Source organism: Carboxylicivirga caseinilyticus (assembly GCF_050589785.1).
Taxonomy (GTDB): domain Bacteria; phylum Bacteroidota; class Bacteroidia; order Bacteroidales; family Marinilabiliaceae; genus Carboxylicivirga; species Carboxylicivirga caseinilyticus.
Window position 1 is genome coordinate 56,158 of sequence record NZ_JBNGOX010000013.1, and the last position, 18,375, is coordinate 74,532.

At 37.3% G+C, this 18,375-nt stretch carries 21 protein-coding genes; 17 read left to right on the top strand and 4 right to left on the bottom strand.

The window, feature by feature from the left end:
- The first annotated feature begins 106 nt into the window (after positions 1–106).
- From ACRD62_RS08805 to ACRD62_RS08845, 9 genes are all read left to right on the top strand, one after another.
- A complete protein-coding gene (locus ACRD62_RS08805) occupies positions 107–1,720 on the top strand; it encodes a thiamine pyrophosphate-dependent enzyme (protein WP_430819763.1) in 1,614 nt (537 codons plus the stop codon).
- Between the two features lie 103 nt (positions 1,721–1,823).
- Positions 1,824–2,417 carry an indolepyruvate oxidoreductase subunit beta gene (locus ACRD62_RS08810; RefSeq protein WP_430819764.1) on the top strand — a complete coding sequence of 198 codons (594 nt, stop codon included), beginning with the start codon at positions 1,824–1,826 and terminating at the stop codon, positions 2,415–2,417.
- Positions 2,418–2,540: 123 nt separating this feature from the next.
- Positions 2,541–2,840 carry an ArsR/SmtB family transcription factor gene (locus ACRD62_RS08815; RefSeq protein ID WP_430819765.1) on the top strand — a complete coding sequence of 100 codons (300 nt, stop codon included), beginning with the start codon at positions 2,541–2,543 and terminating at the stop codon, positions 2,838–2,840.
- 68 nt (positions 2,841–2,908) lie between these two features.
- Positions 2,909–3,154 carry a thioredoxin family protein gene (locus ACRD62_RS08820; protein WP_430819766.1) on the top strand — a complete coding sequence of 82 codons (246 nt, stop codon included), beginning with the start codon at positions 2,909–2,911 and terminating at the stop codon, positions 3,152–3,154.
- Positions 3,151–3,561, top strand: a complete 411-nt coding sequence (locus ACRD62_RS08825; protein WP_430819767.1) for a nitrophenyl compound nitroreductase subunit ArsF family protein — start codon at positions 3,151–3,153, stop codon at positions 3,559–3,561. Before ACRD62_RS08820 ends, ACRD62_RS08825 begins: the two co-directional genes overlap by 4 nt.
- 106 nt (positions 3,562–3,667) lie before the next feature.
- Positions 3,668–4,369, top strand: coding sequence for an aromatic aminobenezylarsenical efflux permease ArsG family transporter (locus tag ACRD62_RS08830; protein ID WP_430819768.1), 702 nt, complete (start codon positions 3,668–3,670; stop codon positions 4,367–4,369).
- Position 4,370: 1 nt separating this feature from the next.
- Positions 4,371–5,396 carry a permease gene (locus ACRD62_RS08835; RefSeq protein WP_430819769.1) on the top strand — a complete coding sequence of 342 codons (1,026 nt, stop codon included), beginning with the start codon at positions 4,371–4,373 and terminating at the stop codon, positions 5,394–5,396.
- Between the two features lie 105 nt (positions 5,397–5,501).
- The gene (locus ACRD62_RS08840) at positions 5,502–6,128 is read left to right on the top strand and encodes a zinc-ribbon domain-containing protein (RefSeq protein WP_430819770.1); all 627 of its coding nucleotides are present in this window, start codon (positions 5,502–5,504) and stop codon (positions 6,126–6,128) included.
- Positions 6,129–6,228: 100 nt separating this feature from the next.
- On the top strand, positions 6,229–6,396 hold the full coding sequence (locus ACRD62_RS08845) for a hypothetical protein (RefSeq protein WP_430819771.1): 168 nt from the start codon (positions 6,229–6,231) through the stop codon (positions 6,394–6,396).
- A gap of 7 nt (positions 6,397–6,403) precedes the next feature.
- On the opposite strand, the gene ACRD62_RS08850 is transcribed toward ACRD62_RS08845, so the two are convergent.
- Positions 6,404–6,529 carry a hypothetical protein gene (locus ACRD62_RS08850; protein WP_430819772.1) on the bottom strand — a complete coding sequence of 42 codons (126 nt, stop codon included), beginning with the start codon at positions 6,527–6,529 and terminating at the stop codon, positions 6,404–6,406.
- 92 nt (positions 6,530–6,621) lie between these two features.
- The gene (locus ACRD62_RS08855; RefSeq protein WP_430819773.1) at positions 6,622–7,296 is read right to left on the bottom strand and encodes an inorganic diphosphatase; all 675 of its coding nucleotides are present in this window, start codon (positions 7,294–7,296) and stop codon (positions 6,622–6,624) included.
- Between the two features lie 478 nt (positions 7,297–7,774).
- On the opposite strand from ACRD62_RS08855, the gene ACRD62_RS08860 reads away from it, so the two are divergent.
- The 6 genes from ACRD62_RS08860 (at position 7,775) to ACRD62_RS08885 (ending at position 15,688) form a co-directional block, all read left to right on the top strand.
- Positions 7,775–8,437, top strand: coding sequence for a B3/B4 domain-containing protein (locus tag ACRD62_RS08860; RefSeq protein ID WP_430819774.1), 663 nt, complete (start codon positions 7,775–7,777; stop codon positions 8,435–8,437).
- Between the two features lie 121 nt (positions 8,438–8,558).
- On the top strand, positions 8,559–9,365 hold the full coding sequence (locus ACRD62_RS08865) for an MBL fold metallo-hydrolase (protein ID WP_430819775.1): 807 nt from the start codon (positions 8,559–8,561) through the stop codon (positions 9,363–9,365).
- 432 nt (positions 9,366–9,797) lie between these two features.
- Positions 9,798–10,661, top strand: coding sequence for a DMT family transporter (locus ACRD62_RS08870; protein WP_430819776.1), 864 nt, complete (start codon positions 9,798–9,800; stop codon positions 10,659–10,661).
- An 11-nt stretch (positions 10,662–10,672) separates the two neighbouring features.
- Positions 10,673–12,859: a B12-binding domain-containing radical SAM protein gene (locus ACRD62_RS08875; RefSeq protein ID WP_430819777.1), complete on the top strand. Its 2,187-nt coding sequence runs from the start codon at positions 10,673–10,675 to the stop codon at positions 12,857–12,859.
- 299 nt (positions 12,860–13,158) lie between these two features.
- Positions 13,159–14,826 (top strand): alpha-amylase family glycosyl hydrolase, encoded by a 1,668-nt coding sequence (locus ACRD62_RS08880; RefSeq protein ID WP_430819778.1) that lies wholly within the window; start codon positions 13,159–13,161, stop codon positions 14,824–14,826.
- A gap of 73 nt (positions 14,827–14,899) precedes the next feature.
- Positions 14,900–15,688, top strand: a complete 789-nt coding sequence (locus ACRD62_RS08885) for a PhzF family phenazine biosynthesis protein (protein ID WP_430819779.1) — start codon at positions 14,900–14,902, stop codon at positions 15,686–15,688.
- Positions 15,689–15,739: 51 nt separating this feature from the next.
- Here ACRD62_RS08885 and ACRD62_RS08890 read toward each other — a convergent pair whose 3' ends face one another.
- The gene (locus ACRD62_RS08890; RefSeq protein ID WP_430819780.1) at positions 15,740–16,267 is read right to left on the bottom strand and encodes a DUF4251 domain-containing protein; all 528 of its coding nucleotides are present in this window, start codon (positions 16,265–16,267) and stop codon (positions 15,740–15,742) included.
- A gap of 194 nt (positions 16,268–16,461) precedes the next feature.
- Here ACRD62_RS08890 and ACRD62_RS08895 point away from each other — a divergent pair, with 194 nt between their 5' ends.
- Positions 16,462–16,983: a hypothetical protein gene (locus ACRD62_RS08895; protein ID WP_430819781.1), complete on the top strand. Its 522-nt coding sequence runs from the start codon at positions 16,462–16,464 to the stop codon at positions 16,981–16,983.
- On the opposite strand, the gene ACRD62_RS08900 is transcribed toward ACRD62_RS08895, so the two are convergent.
- Positions 16,980–17,744: a YdcF family protein gene (locus ACRD62_RS08900; protein WP_430819782.1), complete on the bottom strand. Its 765-nt coding sequence runs from the start codon at positions 17,742–17,744 to the stop codon at positions 16,980–16,982. The genes ACRD62_RS08895 and ACRD62_RS08900 overlap by 4 nt on opposite strands.
- Positions 17,745–17,839: 95 nt before the next feature.
- On the opposite strand from ACRD62_RS08900, the gene ACRD62_RS08905 reads away from it, so the two are divergent.
- Positions 17,840–18,373, top strand: coding sequence for a nitroreductase family protein (locus tag ACRD62_RS08905; RefSeq protein WP_430819783.1), 534 nt, complete (start codon positions 17,840–17,842; stop codon positions 18,371–18,373).
- Positions 18,374–18,375 lie beyond the last annotated feature (2 nt).

Sequence of the window (18,375 nt, forward strand, 5' to 3'; positions counted from 1 at the left end):
GTTTTAAATTGTAAGCGTTGATTTTTATCATAGTGATTGAAGTCGTAACTTTATTACTTAGTGAGTGGATTACATGAGGTAATAAATTATAACTTAAATCAACGCAATGCATAAGTTACTTTTATTAGGAGACGAGGCAATTGCCCAGGGAGCAATTGATGCCGGGTTGTCGGGTGTTTATGCCTACCCGGGAACACCATCAACCGAAATTACCGAATATATACAGGGATCGAAACTTGCCCGCGAACGAAATATCCATAGTAAATGGTCGGCTAACGAAAAAACTGCTATGGAAACTGCTTTGGGCATGAGTTATGCAGGCAAACGAGCCATGACATGTATGAAGCATGTTGGTTTGAATGTGGCTGCCGATGCATTTATAAATGCTGCCATTACGGGTGTGAATGGTGGTCTTGTGGTTGTAGTGGCTGATGATCCATCAATGCACTCAAGTCAGAATGAGCAAGATAGCAGGGTTTATGGTAAGTTTGCCATGATTTCGATTTTGGAGCCGCACAATCAACAGGAAGCATACGATATGGCATATCATGCCTTTGAGTTGTCTGAAAAGCATGCTTTACCTGTTATGATTCGTTTAACAACGCGATTGGCTCATTCAAGAGCAGGAGTGATTCGCAAACCGTTGCTTGATCAAAACAATAGTTCGTTACCGAAAGATCCTACTCAGTTTGTTTTGCTACCAGCCTTCGCCCGAAGGAATTATAAACATCTTTTGTCGACACGTCCCGATCTGGAACAAGTATCAACTGAATCTCCTTATAACTGGATGATTGATGGGCATGACAAATCCCTTGGTATTGTGGCTTGTGGTATCACTTATAATTACCTGATGGAGAATTTTAAGGATCGGGAGTTGAATCATCCTGTTTTAAAATTATCTCAGTATCCTATGCCTCGTAGCATTATTAATCAGCTGATAAATGAATGTGATGAAATACTGGTTCTTGAAGATGGTTACCCTGTTATTGAGGAACTGTTGAAAGGATACCAGGAAGCGGGTACACCAATTCATGGTCGTCTGGATGGTACCTTACCCCGCGATGGTGAATTAAATCCAAATATTGTTGCCAGTGCATTTAATCTTCCGGTAGAGGAAGGATTTCCAGTACCTGATCTGGTTAAATCAAGACCACCTGCTATGTGTAAAGGATGCGGTCATATTGATGCTTATAAAGCTTTAAATATTGCTTTGGAAGAATATGGTCCGGGCCGTGTTTTTGCCGATATAGGCTGCTATACCTTAGGTGCTTTACCTCCGTACAATGCAATTAATTCGTGCGTGGACATGGGAGCTTCAATCACCATGGCTAAAGGTGCCACAGATGCCGGATTAAATCCTTCGGTTGCTGTTATTGGAGATTCAACTTTTACTCATTCTGGTATGACAGGTTTATTGGATGCTGTAAGTGAGAAGACTCCTATAACGGTTATCATCTCTGATAATTTCACTACCGGAATGACAGGTGGTCAGGACTCTCAGGCTTTAGGTCATCTCGAAAGTATTATTCAAGGAATTGGTGTTGAACCTGAACATATCAGGGTGTTTAAACCAACTTCAGCCAACCTGGATGAGATGGTTGAAATAATGCGCGAAGAACTTAAATATCAAGGGGTTTCTGTGATCATTCCTCGTCGTCAGTGTATTCAAACTTTAAGAAATAAGAGTCTGGTACATAAAGTGAAAGAGCTTGGATTGTAATAGTCTGAAGTCTTAAATTTAATCTTAAGGGAACGGTTCTCTCTTAAAGTGATGTAAATAAAGAACCGTTCCGTAATTTACCTTATAGTTAAATATTTAAATTATGAAATCAGATATAGTATTAGCAGGTGTAGGAGGTCAGGGAATCTTATCAATCGCAGCAACTCTGGGAATGGCTGCAGTGGAAAATCATCTTTATCTCAAGCAGGCTGAAGTACACGGAATGAGTCAGAGAGGCGGAGATGTTCAGTCGCATTTAAGATTGAGTTCCGAACCTGTTGCCTCAGATCTTATTCCAAAAGGTAAAGCTGATATAATCTTGTCTGTTGAACCAATGGAATCGTTACGTTATCTTCCGTTTCTTTCCCGTAAAGGATGGTTGGTGACAAACATTACGCCTTTTGAAAATATTCCTGAATATCCGGATATGGAGAAAGTAATGGCAGAAATTGAAAAATTGCCTCATCATATCGCCATTGATGCTGACCAAATAGCAAGTGAAGTGGGTAATCGCAGAGCTTCTAATATTGTTATGTTGGGTGCCGCATCTCCATTTATCGATATACCTTATGATGCATTGGAAGAAGGTATTCGTAAGATTTTTAGTCGCAAAGGTGAGGGTGTGGTAGAAGTTAATCTTAAAGCATTACGCGCCGGAAGACAGGCCGCTGAGGAATCATTGGCTCATATGAATTGAATGAAAATATGTAGTACTCCTTCTGAAGTCGGCCGGCAATTGCGGTCGGCTTTTTTATGTGTAAATAATTATGAAATTAAGAATGAATTCATACCTTTGTTCGGTAATTAACGAACAATATTTATGTATAAAGAAGTGCTGACAGAAAAGCAAAAGAAGGTTGCCCGTTATGCAAAGGCTATGGGGCATCCTATTCGTGTTTATATACTTGAATTATTGTCAAAACAAAGTTGTTGCTATAGTGGTGATCTTACCGATGATTTGCCGATTGTAAAATCTACCCTGTCACAGCATCTGAAAGAATTAAAAGACGCCGGTTTGATTCAGGGAGAGATTGAGGCGCCTAAAATTAAATACTGTGTTAATAAGGAAAACTGGAAAGAAGCTCAGGATTTATTTCGTGAATTTTTAAAGTTGGAATAAAATTTTTTGAATTATATGTTCGTTGTTTTACGAACTGCGAACAAACTAAACTATTAACGAAAAAAGTTATGGAAATTAAAGTTTTAGGAACCGGTTGCAAAAAGTGTAAGACACTTGAAGCTGTAACAAAACAGGCTGTAGAAGAACTTCAATTAGATGCTGTTGTTGAAAAAGTGGAGGATATTCAGCAGATAATGTCGTATGGCATTATGCAAACACCGGGTTTAGTTGTAGATGGTAAGGTCGTTTTGTCTGGGCAATTACCGGATATTACTTTAATGAAAGGAATTCTTACTCAACAACAGTCAAAATGAGAAGAATACAATTTCTTGCAATTGCGTTAGCATTCATTTTATTAAATGTTAACTGTTCCTCAAAAAGTGCTAAAAGTAATGCTACCGAAAGTATTGCTAAGGCTGATAAAGTGGAAGTGTTCTATTTCCATTTTAACCGCAGATGCGCAACCTGCAATGCAGTTGAGGAAGTAAGTAAATTAGCTATTGCTGAGACTTATGACGATAAGGTAAGTTTTGAGAGTTGCAATCTGGATGAGAAAGAAGGTAAAGAGAAAGGAAATAATCTCGGTGTTTCGGCTCAGACCTTGTTAATTGTTTCGGGTGACACAAAAATCAATATTACCAGTCAGGCATTTATGAATGCCCGCAGTAATCCTGAAAAGCTAAAAGCTTTGATTAAAGAAAAAATCGATCCTTTATTGTAATTGTTTGCGAGTGAATGTGTAAGGTTAGTTTTTGTTGTTATTGAGTCAATAAGAATTTGCAAAATTAACTACTGTCTTCTGCCTAAATAACTAATAAGCTAAGTTTATGGAGGAGTTTCTTAATAATCTCTATAGTAACAGTTCTGCACCTGTTTGGTCGGCACTGCTATTGGGTTTAATGACTGCCATCAGCCCTTGTCCCCTGGCTAGCAATATTACAGCCATTGGATTTATCAGTAAGGATATTGAAAACCGGAATAAGGTGTTTATAAATGGTATTGTTTATACACTTGGAAGGGTTTTTTCGTATTCGTTGCTGGCAGCTGTATTGGTTTTAAGTGCCGACCAGATAAAGATTGCAGGTGTTTTTCAGCAGTATGGAGAAAAGATTTTAGGACCTGCTCTCATCATTATAGGGCTCATCATGTTGGGTGTTATTAATCTAAGGTTTTGGGGTGGTGGTGGATTGACCTCATATTTTCAGAATAAACAAAGACATAGTTATAGGGATGCTTTTTTATTGGGTGTATTGTTTGCATTAACTTTTTGCCCGTATAGTGGGGTACTTTTCTTTGGCATGCTTATACCTATGACTATCGAAAGTTCTTCAGGAATGCTTTTACCACCGGTTTTTGCTTTCGCCACGGGCATACCGGTAGTTGTATTCGCCTGGTTACTGGCTTACACCGTTTCAGGTGTGGGGACTTTATACAACAAAATCAAGGCTTTCGAAATATGGTTTCGACGGGTGGTGGCTATCACCTTTGTTGGAATAGGAATTTATTATACAATTGCTGTTTGGATATAAAATGAAGACAAAAAGAATTATTACACTGATTTTATCCCTTATTTCCTGGGTGATCATCTATCATTACCTGAAACCTATTTCAGATTTTATAGTCGATGATGTATTTAAGATGAAAGCTGAAACGCATCTTACCGAATCAGTACGTTTCTTTATTTTTGAAGTGCCAAAGGTCTTATTATTACTGGTGTTGATCATATTTCTGGTAGGTATTGTCCGATCCTATTTTTCTGCTGAGAAAACCCGTAAAGCACTGGAAGGAAAACCACTTTTTGTAGGTAATATAATGGCATCGTTGTTAGGTATAGTAACTCCTTTCTGTTCCTGTTCAGCTATACCACTATTTCTTGGATTCGTAGAAGCCGGTATTCCTGTGGGGGTAACTTTTTCATTTTTAATTGCTGCTCCAATGATTAATGAGGTGGCTCTGGTTATGCTGGTTGGTTTGTTTGGATGGAAAGTGGCCTTAATATATGTGGCAACAGGACTGATCGTGGCTATTTCGGCCGGGTATATTCTGGAGAAATTAAAACTTCAAAAGTACGTGGCTGATTGGGTTTTTACAGTTAAATCACAACAAAATGGTCTGGAATTACCTCAATTGACTTTTAATGACAGGATTATAGCTGGTCTTACCTCAGTTAAAGAGATTGTTGGAAAAATCTGGATTTATGTGTTGGCAGGTATTGCCATTGGAGCAGGGGCTCATGGTTATGTACCCGATGATTTTCTGGCACGTGTATTAGGAGCCGATAATTGGTATTCGGTATTGTTGGCAATTGTGGTTGGTGTGCCGCTTTATTCCAATGCTGCCGGTATAATTCCAATTGTAAGTGTTTTGATTGAAAAGGGTGTTTCGTTAGGAACTGCTTTAGCTTTTATGATGTCGGTTATAGGTCTTTCTTTACCCGAGATAATTATTCTGAAAAAAGTGTTGAAATGGCAACTGATAGCTGTTTTTGTAGGTGTGGTGGCAACAGGAATTATAATTGTAGGTTATGTATTTAATTATTGGGTGTTTGCAGTGTGAGATTTGTTATTTTGACAATTCATATTATTTTTAATGATGTGATGACATTCTGTTTAGGATAATGTTGTCTGCATAATGTTTGTATCGTAATATTAACCTTAACAAATGGCAATGATAATTTTTGGCAGACGAAAAGTCAGGATTAAAAAGTATAATAATTCACATATAAAATGTGAGGAATGTGGTAGTTTTCAGCAACAGTTTTCTGTGTATCAGGAATACTTTCATATATTTTTTATTCCTGTATTCCCAACAAGTGTTAAAACCATTCGAACAGTTTGCTTGAATTGCAAAGATACTTTTAATCAGGAAAAGGTAAATCATTATCTTTCTATTACAAAAACTCCAATTTATATGTATTCAGGCCTTATTCTGTTTGCATTATTAATTATTACAGGAGTGTATGCAAATAATGAGAGTCAGAAAAAGAGGGTTGAATATGTCTCTAGTCCAAAGGTTAGCGATGTTTATCTGATACAACAAAATGATGATGGGCCGACGTTTTATTATTTCTTGAAAATTATCAGTATTGATTCAGATACAGTTGAATTATTACATAGTTCTCTCCAATATAACCAATTTGTTACCAATATGACGGATTCTGACTTCTTTGTTTTGGATGATGGATTTAAGGTTCTGAAATCCGACTTGAAAGTTTTTCTCGATGATGGAATGATTCGTTCTGTTGAAAGGGATTATGATGCTGCAAGTCAATTTATGATTGAAAAATAAACATGTTCAATTGTAGAGTAATATTATTCATAAGAGCAGATTTGTTCTCAGTACATTAATCAATTAATGTATGTTGCTCAATCAATTAAACCTCTCAAAAATGAAAAAAATCTACTTCGATTTGATTTTTATAGTTTTAGCTTCTGTATTGTTGATAATAACTATTAGTACCGGCTTGCTGGAAAAGTATTTAGGATTTGCATTAATCCCACTTTTATTGGCTTATTATTTGGGGCAGTTGGTACAGAAAAAAGCTAAGAATAAATAATCCTAATTTAATTCTCTTTGTTTTTCAACTTGCATAACTCCTTCAATCTTGCAACTTCTTTGGCCTCTTCGTCAAATTCCCAGTAATCAGGGTGTTCTATTATGAATTTTTCAAGTAGTTGTTCTGCACTCATAATCTTGTTATTTAGATATTATTCCATAACAAAAATAATGTGCGCTAATACTAAAGGAGTTAAATGAATAATAAGTTGATATTAAGTTAAGGTTATAACTCTATTTTCATTAACTCATCCGCTAAAAGTTGAGTGTTGCTGAATAGCTTATCTGCACCGGCATCCAATAAGACCTGATCGTTAAGTTTACCTGTATTTACCGCAATGGTATAAATTCCGGCAGCTTTTGCTGATTCAACACCCAATGGAGCATTTTCAACTACCATGCATTCATCTTTCTTCATTCCCGATTTTTCAAGAGCTATAAGATATGGTTCAGGATGTGGTTTTCCTTGTTTGACATCACGCCCCGATACAATGTTATCTTTCAAAACCCCAAAGTGAGCATCCAGCTTATCGACCAAGCTGGGTTGTTTTGATCCGGTAACCACAAAGACTTTTACTCCATTTTCATTCAAATACTTCAGCAGTTCTTTCATGCCCAGAAGGATAGGGGCTTCGGGACATTCTTTCATTAAGCGTGTTTTTTCCCCATACACTTTATCGATGTCCTCTTCTGTTGCCTGACGATGCAAAAATTTATCAAAAGCGTATTTGATAGTTGAAAAACCCGGACGCCCTTCATTCATGTAGGCTTCTTCAGCAGGAAAATCAATCCCAATAGTTTTAAAACTTTCTTTCCAGGTATATTCATGGTTGGGCATTGAATCGTAAAGCACTCCATCCATATCAAAAAACACAGCTTTAATTGTCTCCGGCATCATCATGGTTTTTGTTTTGAGCTGCAAAAATGTGGAAAATATGGTTAGGAGGCAAAAAAAGCTGAAGGACAGAAGTTAGGAATTAGAAGTTAGGATTGGTCTTTGGACTATGGACTTCGGATTAAATTAACAATTCAATAGTTCAACATTAAAAGCTTATGGCCATTGGCTAATAGCTGACAGCTTTTCTCTGACTGATTGCCTCCAGTTAGGATCATTTCATGTTGTCCGAAATTTGTTTAGTTGTCGAATTGTCAATTTGGTTAACTGTATGTCAACTCAACAATTCAACAAAAAGCCATCAGCCAGTAGCTATCAGCTATCAGCTTTTTTTCGGACTTCGGACTAAAGCACCAACTCAACACCTTACCAGTTCTACAATTCAACAAAAAAAGCAATCAGCCATTAGCTAGAAGCCATCAGCTTTCTAAAAGATCAGGAGAAAATTTCCTTTCTTTGTAATACAGAACCAATTTGCCTGAATATGAATATTAGCATTGAGAAAACGGTTAGTGAGCTTTTGCCTTCAATCATTCTGGGAGGTTTTTTAATTTCTGTTGAGGTGGAGGAAAGCAGCGAAGAGTTGCTGACTTTAATGGGAAATGAACTAAAAGCACTGGAGCCGGTTTTAACTCCCGAATCGATCCGCGAAATGTCAACTGTTAAAGCCAATAAAGAAGCCTACAGGGCATTGGGTAAAGATCCGAATCGTTATCGTCCGTCAGCGGAGTCGTTGCTTCGAAGGGTAGCCAATGGCAAGGGTTTGTATCATATCAACAATGTGGTGGATATACTAAACCTTATTTCGGTTAAAACAGGTTACTCTATTTGTGGATACGATTACAATACCATTAAAGGCTCTGTTAGTCTGGGAAAGGGTAAAGAGGGCGAGCCATACGAAGGAATCGGGCGCGGAGAGTTGAATATTGAGAATCTGCCCGTTTTCAGGGATGACTCAGGTGCTTTTGGTACTCCAACCAGCGATTCTGTGCGTACTATGGTTACCGAAAAGACGAAGCAGTTTTTAATGATCATTATTGGTTTTGATGATCAGGCAAAAATTTCAGCCGCTTTGGATGAGGCTTCTGCCTTATATGGTAAGTTTGCAAAAGGAGTGGAGAAAGAACGTTTTTTTATACACAGCTAAGTGACCGCTTTGCTGGTTGTGTATTAGTAATAAAAGAATAAATGATTTTAGGCTTTATATGTATCAACTACTGACTCCCGATAGCTATCGGGATGCCTAAAAACTGTTTAACTAATAAGGAATGATTGAATATTGTGCGCTGGCATCGGGCAGTAATGGTAACTGCTATTATGTAGGAAATGAGAATGAAGCTGTTTTGATTGATGCAGGTATCAGCCGTAAGCAGGTACTGAAACGCATGAAGGAGGTTGGCCTGAAGATTGAAAAGGTTAAAGCTGTATTGATTTCGCATGAGCATTCCGATCATATCAGAGGTTTAAGAGTTCTATCCGATTTGCATAAGATAGATGCTTATCTTACCAAAACTACTCAAAGCAAAACCCGTGTGCATCATCAACCCTTTAAGGTAAATGTGTTTGAGCCCGGTGATGTTATTGAGGTAGGTAATATAAAGGTTCATTCATTTGCCAAAAAACACGATGCTGTGGATCCTTGCAGTTTCAGGGTAGAGCTGAATGGAAAAAGCATTGGTGTGATGACCGATATAGGAACGGCTTGCAGTAATGTAAAGGATCACTTACAAAAGTGTCATGCCGTTTTTCTGGAGAGCAATTACGATGAGGAGATGCTACTGAATGGTCCGTATCCGGCACATTTAAAAAGCAGGGTTAAATCCGATCATGGTCACCTTAGTAACGATCAGGCTGTAAAGGTGGTTGATAAACTCAAGGATACGCCTCTGAAAACCATTTTGTTATCACATATTTCAGCAGATAATAACCGACCGGAGATTGCACTGAAAACCTTTCAGGTAGTGAGTGACCGTTACCAGATATTTGCTACTTCGCGATATGCTCCAACAGAGGTATTTAGATTAGAACCGGGATCAGAGGTGCAGGAAAAGGCTGATCAGCTTAGTTTGTTTTAATAAAAAGGGTCGCTGTTCTGCAACAACGACCCAATCGAGTATCTACTTTCAAGTGTATTAACAATAGCTACAGGTTGTTGCTAATACCTTTTATTAAAAGTAATCCCCAATGGTCAGCAAATCCATATCCGGGTTTAGTTAACCCAAATTGTTTTTGCTTTCAGAATACGGAATTATTCTTGTGGACTGTATACGGTGGTTTTGAATTAAAGTTAACAGATGGGGCAATAATATTATTGCAACCGAATTCTCAATGATGTACTTTGTAAATAAACTGTTTCTCAAAAAAATCGAATTGAAGTAAGTATTTTCTTTACCTTAAATATTAATACCATCTGAAAATGAATAAAATATAGTGTAAGAAGATTGGAAAATAAATATTTCAATCGTACTTGTTTTATTTATCTATAACTTCGGCAAAAATCTTATCCAATGAAGAAAGAAGGAACATCCTATGGAATATTTCTGATGTTACTTTCGGTAATAGCCTTTGCCATTATGGCTACACTGGTAAAATCTATGTCTCATGTCAGTACTTTTGTAACTGTATTTGTACGTTTTTCAGTGGGAGTGGGTATTCTGGGTATTCTGGCCTTGTTTCGCAAAATTGATCTGAGATTTGTCCGGAGTCCTCTTTTGCTCTTAAGAGGTATATCCGGTGCCATATCAGTAGCGCTGTTTTACTTTGCCATCGTAAAGATTGGAATGGGAAAAGGATCTGTCTATTCTTATTCATATCCTGTTTTTGCTACTTTACTAAGTGCCATTGTATTAAAAGAAAAAGTAAGTACAGCCAAATGGATCTTAATTTTATCAGCTTTTGCAGGCATAGTACTGGTATCGTTAAAGTTTAGTGAGGGCGACTCGGGCTGGAGTTTTGGTTTTTACGATATACTGGCCATCTGTAGTGCCTTTACCAATGCCATATCTATTCTGATCGTAAAAAAGCTGCATGGAACGGATAGTTCATACGCCATATTCTTTGCTCAGAGCATTGTTGGTTTTTGGATCTTCCTGATTCCTGCAAATATACCTGAATTAACAGGTCCGGTGTCGGGTAGTTATGTGCTGATCATTATTGGGGTTTTCTCGGCTATGGCTCAATTATTAAATACCGAAGGATATCGGCATGTATCCATTGCAACCGGATCACCTTTTCATATGTTGATTCCCATTGTTAATGTGTTGATTGGCGTGTTGGTATTTAACGAAGCTTTCAGTACATTGGAAATTGCAGGAGCTTCACTGGCAGTATTGTCATGTCTTGGTATCATGCTTTTAAATATTAAAAAATAGTCAAATTACATATGTCAAAGGTTCTTTTGGTAACACCTCCATTAACTCAGTTAAATACTCCTTATCCGGCAACACCCTATTTAAAAGGTTATTTCAATACGGTAGGAATTGGCAGTGATCAATGCGATCTGGGTATTGAATTGATTGATGTGCTATTCTCATCAAAGGGTCTTGAAAGAGTATTTGCCATTGAAGAAGAGGAGGATTCTAAATCAGAAGATGTTGCAAGAATGCTGGCCTTAAGAGATGAATATATCTCAGTTGTGGATGTAGTGATGAATTTTCTTCGTCAGCCAACAACGGAGCAGGCCTACCTTATCTGCAATACTGATCTGTTACCACAAGGAAGTCGTTTTGCTCAGCTCGATGATTTGGATTGGTTATTTGGCTCCATGGGATTGACCGATAAGACCAAGCATTTATGTACTTTGTTTTTAGAGGATGTGGGCGATTTCATCACCGAGGTGGTTGATTCAAATTTTGGTTTCTCACGCTATGCCGAACGTCTGGGACGATCTGCCACAAGTTTTGATCATTTGTATGAAGCCCTGAATGCTCCACTTTCACTGATTGATGAAATAATGCTTGATTTGTTTTCAAAGCATTTAAAGCAATTTCCATGCGAACTGGTGGCTATATCCATTCCTTTCCCGGGTAATCTGTTTGGAGCCTTACGAATAGGTCAATGGATTAAGCAAAACCATCCGGAGATCAAAGTATCGTGGGGAGGCGGTTTTGTGAATACTGAGCTTCGGTCAGTGTCAGATCCCAGAGTTTTTGAGTTTGTTGATTTCATTACTTTGGATGATGGTGAAAGACCGTTACAACTTTTAAGTGAATATCTGGATGGTAAGCATGACTTAGAAGCACTGATGCGAACATTTATTTTGAAGGATGGAATTGTAACTTACATTAATAAAGAGGTGCAAAAAGACGTTCCTCAAAAGGATACAGGAGCACCTGATTATAGCGATTTGCCATTAGAAAAGTATATTTCTGTTGTTGAGGTTGCCAACCCGATGTTTCGTTTGTGGAGTGATGGCCGATGGTTGAAATTAACACTGGCTCATGGTTGCTATTGGGGGAAATGTACGTTCTGTGATGGTTCGCTGGATTATATTGGTCGTTATGAGCCAAACAAGGCAGTCGATATCGTTGACCGTATGGAGCAATTGATGACTCAAACGGGTCTGAATGGTTTTCATTTTGTTGATGAAGCAGCTCCTCCAATGTTACTTAAGGAAGTTGCTTTGGAGCTATTGCGAAGAAAGCTGAAAGTAACCTGGTGGACCAATATTCGGTTTGAAAAAAGTTTTACGGCTGATGTATGTCGCTTATTGAAGTTGAGTGGATGTATTGCGGTTTCCGGAGGTCTGGAAGTAGCATCTGATCGCATTCTGAAACTAATTAACAAGGGTGTTGATCTGGCTCAGGTAACAACCGTAACTTCAAACTTTAAAGAAGCCGGTATTATGGTTCATGCTTATCTGATGTATGGATTTCCGACTCAAACAATACAGGAAACAATTGATTCTTTGGAGGTGGTTCGTCAACTCTTTGACCTTGAGTTGCTGACTTCAGCTTTCTGGCATCAGTTTGCCATGACAGCTCATAGCGATGTAGGTTTGAATCCTGATAAATACAATGTTGAAATAACCGGAGGATTAAACGGATCTTTTGCTAATAATGATTTGTTTCATCTTGATCCTCAGGGAGGGCCACACGAACTGTTTGGTGAAGGTTTAAAGAAGGCCGTTTATAATTTTATGCATGGAGTTGGTTTGGATTGGCCGGTTGATGAGTGGTTTGATTTTAAAACACCAAAATCATTGTTGCCCCCTCATTACCTTCAATCATTTCTAAAGGAAACAACAAAAGTTAAAGAAACGGCCAGATGGATTTGGATGGGAGTATTGCCTGATTGTGAATTCTTTCAGAAAAAGAAAGGTAAGAAGGTTGTTGAAATGGCTGAAATGAAAATATATGCGCATACAAACACATATCATATCAACATCAAGAAAAATCTGGCAGAATGGATCATGGTGTGGTTACCACAGATAAGGTATCAATCAGATAATAACTTTAAAACTTCAGATTTGAGAGAGTCATTTCTTAATCATCAGTTGGGTGACTTTGATATTTTCCTCAATAGTTATACCTGTAAGCAACTAAAAGAAGCCGGTTTGCTGGTTTTATGATCTAATAGCAACTTTTCGCAAACCGTTTCGGTAGAGTGTCTCTAATTATTTCAGGCTAGATAAAAGTTATTTAAATATCAATAAATCAGTTGTGTATAATGATTTTCATACTTTCGTAAACACATGTGTTTTAGATTTCTTATCATCAATAACTTATCTTTACTTACAATATTAGTTCGTTAATAATTAGAAGGATATGAAGTAATTAATGCAGTTCAATAACCTGGTAAAACAGGAAAGGGATTATTGCTTCCGACCTAAAACAAACGAACTATTAACTAACTAATCAATCGTTACTAATGAAGAATCTAATTGTTTCGGCTTTGCTTTTGAGCATTATATCGATCAGTTGTCAAAGTCCTGAAAAAACCACTCAAAAGCCAGAAGTTCCATTTCTCTGGGAAAATGCCAATGTTTACTTTTTACTAACGGATCGTTTCCAGAACGGAAATGCAGAAAACGATATTAATTTTAACCGAACAGAAGAATGTGGCTTACTGCGCGGTTTTGAAGGTGGTGATTTTAAAGGCATCACACAAAAAATAAAGGAAGGCTATTTTACTGATTTAGGCATTACCGCTTTGTGGTTTAGTCCGGTTGTGGAGCAAATACACGGTGCTGTTGATGAGGGAACAGGCTTAACCTATGCTTTTCATGGCTATTGGGCAAAGGATTGGACTGCCTTCGAACCCAATTTTGGGACAGAACAGGAGTTTGCTGAATTGGTTGAAGCTGCCCATGCTAAAGGTATGCGGGTTTTGATGGATGTGGTTATTAATCATACAGGACCAGTGACACAAAAGGATCCGGTGTGGCCGGAAGGTTGGGTGCGTCAACAACCACAATGCAAATATTCCGATTATGAATCTACGGTTTCATGTACTTTAGTCGAAAATCTGCCAGATGTTCTAACAGGTACTGACGAGGAAGTAGAAATACCTGCTCAGCTGCTTGAGAAATGGGAAGCTGAAGGTCGTTTGGAAAAAGAAGTCAGTGAACTGGATGCATTCTTCTCTGCCACCGGTTATCCTCGAACTCCACGCTACTATATCATCAAGTGGTTAACTGATTTTATCAGAAAATACGGAATTGATGGCTATCGTTTGGATACCACCAAACACACCGAGGAAGATGTATGGGGCGATTTATGGAAAGAAGCGGTTAAGGCTTTTGCCGAGTGGAAAGAAGCGAATCCGGATAAGGTTTTGGATAATAACGACTTTTTTATGGTAGGTGAGGTCTATGGCTATGGAATATCAGGTGATCGACTTTATAACTTTGGTGATAAGCAGGTTGATTACTTTAATTATGGAATGAAAAGTCTGATTAATTTCGATTTTAAAGGTGATGCCAATAAAGCATATGAGGAACTATTTTCGTTATACAGTGCTAAATTAAACGGACCTCTGAAAGGACAGAGTGTGTTAAATTACATCACATCTCATGATGATGGTTATCCATACGATAAGGAAAGAGAAAAAACGATTGAAGCAGGGACCAAATTACTGCTTTGTCCCGGGGCTTCTCAGGTTTACTATGGCGATGAATCGGGCAGAAGCCTGATCATTGAAGGGGCTGTTGGAGATGCTAATTTGCGTTCGCTAATGAATTGGGAGGATTTGCAGAATAATACTGAGATTCATGGAATACCAGCAAAAGATATATTAGTTCATTATCAAAAATTAGGAAAGTTTCGCTCCGAACACCCTGCTGTTGGAGCTGGTGTACATACTATGATTCAGGAATCACCTTACTATTTTAAGAGAGAATACACAAATGGTGATTTTAAGGATATTGTTGTTGTTGGGCTTGATCTGGCAAAAGGAGAGAAAATTATACCTGTTGAAGAAGGTGTGTTTAATGAAGGAGAAGAGCTGGTTGATTCATATTCAGGTATTAAAGTTAAAGTAAAGAATGGAGTGGTCAAATTGAACTCAGAATATAACATAGTGTTATTATCCAAATAGATTTAGATTGAATGAATACTAAATCCGGGCTTGTCCCGGATTTTTTTTATCTTCAAAATTCAAAATCAAGGTTATGAAAATTCCCTTTTATCAGGTAGATGCATTTACAAATGAGTTGTTTAAAGGTAACCCGGCAGGCGTTTGCATTGTTGACGAGTATCCTGACAATGAGGTGATGCAAAAGGTTGCAGCCGAGAATAACCTGGCAGAAACAGCTTTTGTGAAGCGTGTTACAGATGAACAGTTCTTTATCAGGTGGTTTACTCCGGTTGCAGAAGTGGATTTATGCGGTCATGCTACCTTAGCCAGTGCTTTTGTGCTATTCGAACAGCTTGGTTTTGATAAAGATAAAATTGTTTTTGACACTCTTTACAGAGGAATGTTGGAGGTGAGCAAGGAAGAGGATTGGTATTGGTTGGATTTTCCTACCGATGAAATTAAGACTGCTGAGATCACAGAGGAGTTGAAAGCAGCATTTCCATTACGACCTGATTCTATTTTAAAAGGTAAAACGGATTATGTACTGGTATACAGTCATCAAAAACAAGTGGAGGAAACTAAACCGGATTTTAGTAAGCTTGCATTGGTTGATGCTCGCGGTGTAATAGTCACAGCAAAAGGAGATAAGGTCGATTTCGTTTCCCGTTTTTTTGCTCCTCAGATTGGAATCGATGAAGATCCGGTTACAGGTTCAGCTCATACATCATTAACACCTTATTGGTCAAAAGTGTTAGAGAAGAAAACTTTACATGCGCTTCAACTATCAGAAAGAGGTGGCGTATTAAAATGTAATTATTTAGGTGAACGAGTAACGATTGGAGGGCAGGCTCGTTTATTTTTAGAAGGAACCATAATAATTTAACAACAGTTAGATAGTACTATTCTTTTAGAGTAAATCTCTCAATGTAGATCATTATTCATCTTCTTCTTCTTCTTCTGGTATTGCACTGATTCTGCCATAATAGCTTATAAAACTTCTGTTGTTACTGGTAATTCCAACGGTGGCAGAACCACCAGAAAAGATGCTTATTCTTACTTTGTAAAAATCTTTATCACTTACTTTAAAAATTACCTCAATTGAATTCTTGCGTTCGTTTACTTCAATTTTCTTTTCAAGCATCTCACCTTTAAACTTCATACCTCCTTCTGTATTTCCGTAACTGGATTGAAATGCTCTTCCAAAAAATGGCATGTCTGAATCCGCATTATTATCTGTAATTTTTAAGAAACCAAAGTGGCTGCTTAAATCAAAGGAGCCTCCTCCGAGCGGAAGAGCACGCTCCGGAATAAACATATAATTGTTACCCTCAATTAATTTTAATGTTTCAGCAAACTCTTGCTTCTGTTTTTCTTTCCGGCTTTTTTTATCCTGTGAAAAAGACTTTTGAGAGAAGCTTAATCCAATAATACCAACAATGAATAGGGCAACAATTGTTTTCATGATAATTTGGTTTTATTTTTACCTAAAGTTATCAAAACATATGCCAAAAAATCAAGAAGTATAGAATAATTTATGAGATATCTTGTGTGTTAAATTATTCAATAGTAATGAAATAACATTCAGTTTTGGTGTTGATTTGAGTATTTGCAGTGTTTTATTGGTAAGAGGTATTTGTTAAAATTATCCAGTATTAAATGAAGAGAGTAAGTTTTATTTTGATAGGCACGCTAATTTTTATTTCTTCTTTTGCACAGGAATCAGAATCATTTAAAGACAGACTATTTACGGGTGGCCAGGTTGGATTGACATTGGGTAGTTATACCAATGTAATGATTAGTCCTGTGTTGGGTGCCAGATTGAATGATAAGGTGTATGCTGGATTAGGCATAGAGTATCAATATACAAAAGATAAAACCATTTCACCATCCAGAACATATAATCAATATGGCGGACGATTATTTGCGCAGTATAATGTTTTACCATCTATATTTGGACATGCTGAATTTGCTGGTCTGAGCATGGAACGATATAATTATTTACTACAAAAAGAAAGAAATTTTGTACCCTTTTTATTTGTGGGTGGTGGTTACAGGCAATATCTAAGCAGAAGAAGTTTTGTTACTTTTCGTGTATTATTTGATATTCTGCAGGATGAAAATTCCCCATATAAAGCATGGGATCCGGTATTTAGTGTTGGTTTTGGGATCGGTATCTAGAGGTATGATTTAAACCAATACATTGTAATTCCCAACCATTCCTTTATTAAAATAGACCATGTGTTTAGGGTGTTAATCGAAGGCAAAATGTAGTCTAACGGTTTTAAAGGTGTAAGACTTCGTAAAGGTTGCGTTGGAAATGGTATGACTTCGATATTAAGTTTATCAAAACAACCTTTTGCTCTGGTCATATGAAAAGCAGAAGTAATTAAAATATTTTGTCTGGTGGAGTTAAGCGAATCAATTATTTCACCGGTGTATATTGCATTTTCGTATGTGTTGCGCGATTTGGATTCAAAGAGAATATTAGACTGGTCGATATTGATGGATTCCAGATACCTTAATATATATTCTGCCTCTGGGGTTTCATCAAAATATATATTAGCTGTTCCTCCGGTAATGATTATTTGGTTGCTGTCGTTTAAATAATAAATTGGTAAAGCTTGTAATAATCGGTCAGCTGCCTGATTAAAACTAATTTGTTGTGTCTCTTCATCCATATTGGAATATCCGCCCAATACAATAATATTGTAAGGTTGATTAATGGATAATTTCGGAATGGTGTATTGGGTTTCCCACTTTGTTGTAACAAGTTGAAAAAAAGCTGTATTTGAGAAAATAATTAGGTTTACTATTGCCCCAATACGCAGCCTTCTTCTTACCTTTTTATTTTTACAGAGTTGGGCACTAATTATTAATAAAAGGCTCCAGTTAAAAGGATAAACCAAAAAAGACAACAGTTTAGAAAGAATGAAAAACATTTGCTACCGATAAAATTTGCAGGTTTTCGCTATAAAATTAATTTTGTAATAGTGTCAAAAGTAATACATTAACCACACATTGAAAAAATACCGTTATGCATTTTAATCAGCTATTGCGAGAACGTTATTCAATACGGGAGTATAAATCTCAGAAAGTTTCAAAAGCACTTTTAATGGAAGTATTGGAGGCGGGAAGATTAGCTCCGTCAGCTGCCAATAAGCAACCGTGGAAGTTTATTGTAGTTTCGGAAGAGGATAACCTGAATAAATTAAAAAGTGCATACAACAGAGAATGGTTTAAAAAAGTACCTCAGATTATTGTAGTCTGTGGCGATCACAGCGAATCGTGGAAGCGGTCGTTTGATAGTAAAGACCATTGTGATATTGATATTGCCATAGCAGTTGATCATATGACAATCAGGGCTTCAGAATTAGGTTTGGGTACCTGCTGGGTATGTCATTTCGATCCGGATTTGGTGAAAGAATTAATGCAACTACCAGATGGTATTGAACCTATTGCATTACTTCCAATTGGATACCCATTGGAGAACAAACCTCCATATAAAATTAGAAAGAATCTGGATGAAATAGTTTTTGAAGAACGATTTGGAAATCCTTTAAAAAAGTAATC

Excerpts from the sequence above, each read along its gene's own strand:
- ACRD62_RS08855 (WP_430819773.1), bottom strand. The coding sequence starts at position 7,296 with ATGATGATGCCGGAGACAATTAAAGCTGTGTTTTTTGATATGGATGGA.
- ACRD62_RS08820 (WP_430819766.1), top strand. The coding sequence starts at position 2,909 with ATGGAAATTAAAGTTTTAGGAACCGGTTGCAAAAAGTGTAAGACACTT.
- ACRD62_RS08905 (WP_430819783.1), top strand. The coding sequence starts at position 17,840 with ATGCATTTTAATCAGCTATTGCGAGAACGTTATTCAATACGGGAGTAT.
- ACRD62_RS08875 (WP_430819777.1), top strand. The coding sequence starts at position 10,673 with ATGTCAAAGGTTCTTTTGGTAACACCTCCATTAACTCAGTTAAATACT.
- ACRD62_RS08865 (WP_430819775.1), top strand. The coding sequence starts at position 8,559 with ATGATTGAATATTGTGCGCTGGCATCGGGCAGTAATGGTAACTGCTAT.
- ACRD62_RS08825 (WP_430819767.1), top strand. The coding sequence starts at position 3,151 with ATGAGAAGAATACAATTTCTTGCAATTGCGTTAGCATTCATTTTATTA.
- ACRD62_RS08845 (WP_430819771.1), top strand. The coding sequence starts at position 6,229 with ATGAAAAAAATCTACTTCGATTTGATTTTTATAGTTTTAGCTTCTGTA.
- ACRD62_RS08830 (WP_430819768.1), top strand. The coding sequence starts at position 3,668 with ATGGAGGAGTTTCTTAATAATCTCTATAGTAACAGTTCTGCACCTGTT.
- ACRD62_RS08890 (WP_430819780.1), bottom strand. The coding sequence starts at position 16,267 with ATGAAAACAATTGTTGCCCTATTCATTGTTGGTATTATTGGATTAAGC.
- ACRD62_RS08805 (WP_430819763.1), top strand. The coding sequence starts at position 107 with ATGCATAAGTTACTTTTATTAGGAGACGAGGCAATTGCCCAGGGAGCA.
- ACRD62_RS08840 (WP_430819770.1), top strand. The coding sequence starts at position 5,502 with ATGGCAATGATAATTTTTGGCAGACGAAAAGTCAGGATTAAAAAGTAT.
- ACRD62_RS08850 (WP_430819772.1), bottom strand. The coding sequence starts at position 6,529 with ATGAGTGCAGAACAACTACTTGAAAAATTCATAATAGAACACCCTGAT.
- ACRD62_RS08870 (WP_430819776.1), top strand. The coding sequence starts at position 9,798 with ATGAAGAAAGAAGGAACATCCTATGGAATATTTCTGATGTTACTTTCG.
- ACRD62_RS08815 (WP_430819765.1), top strand. The coding sequence starts at position 2,541 with ATGTATAAAGAAGTGCTGACAGAAAAGCAAAAGAAGGTTGCCCGTTAT.
- ACRD62_RS08885 (WP_430819779.1), top strand. The coding sequence starts at position 14,900 with ATGAAAATTCCCTTTTATCAGGTAGATGCATTTACAAATGAGTTGTTT.
- ACRD62_RS08900 (WP_430819782.1), bottom strand. The coding sequence starts at position 17,744 with ATGTTTTTCATTCTTTCTAAACTGTTGTCTTTTTTGGTTTATCCTTTT.
- ACRD62_RS08835 (WP_430819769.1), top strand. The coding sequence starts at position 4,371 with ATGAAGACAAAAAGAATTATTACACTGATTTTATCCCTTATTTCCTGG.
- ACRD62_RS08810 (WP_430819764.1), top strand. The coding sequence starts at position 1,824 with ATGAAATCAGATATAGTATTAGCAGGTGTAGGAGGTCAGGGAATCTTA.
- ACRD62_RS08860 (WP_430819774.1), top strand. The coding sequence starts at position 7,775 with ATGAATATTAGCATTGAGAAAACGGTTAGTGAGCTTTTGCCTTCAATC.
- ACRD62_RS08880 (WP_430819778.1), top strand. The coding sequence starts at position 13,159 with ATGAAGAATCTAATTGTTTCGGCTTTGCTTTTGAGCATTATATCGATC.
- ACRD62_RS08895 (WP_430819781.1), top strand. The coding sequence starts at position 16,462 with ATGAAGAGAGTAAGTTTTATTTTGATAGGCACGCTAATTTTTATTTCT.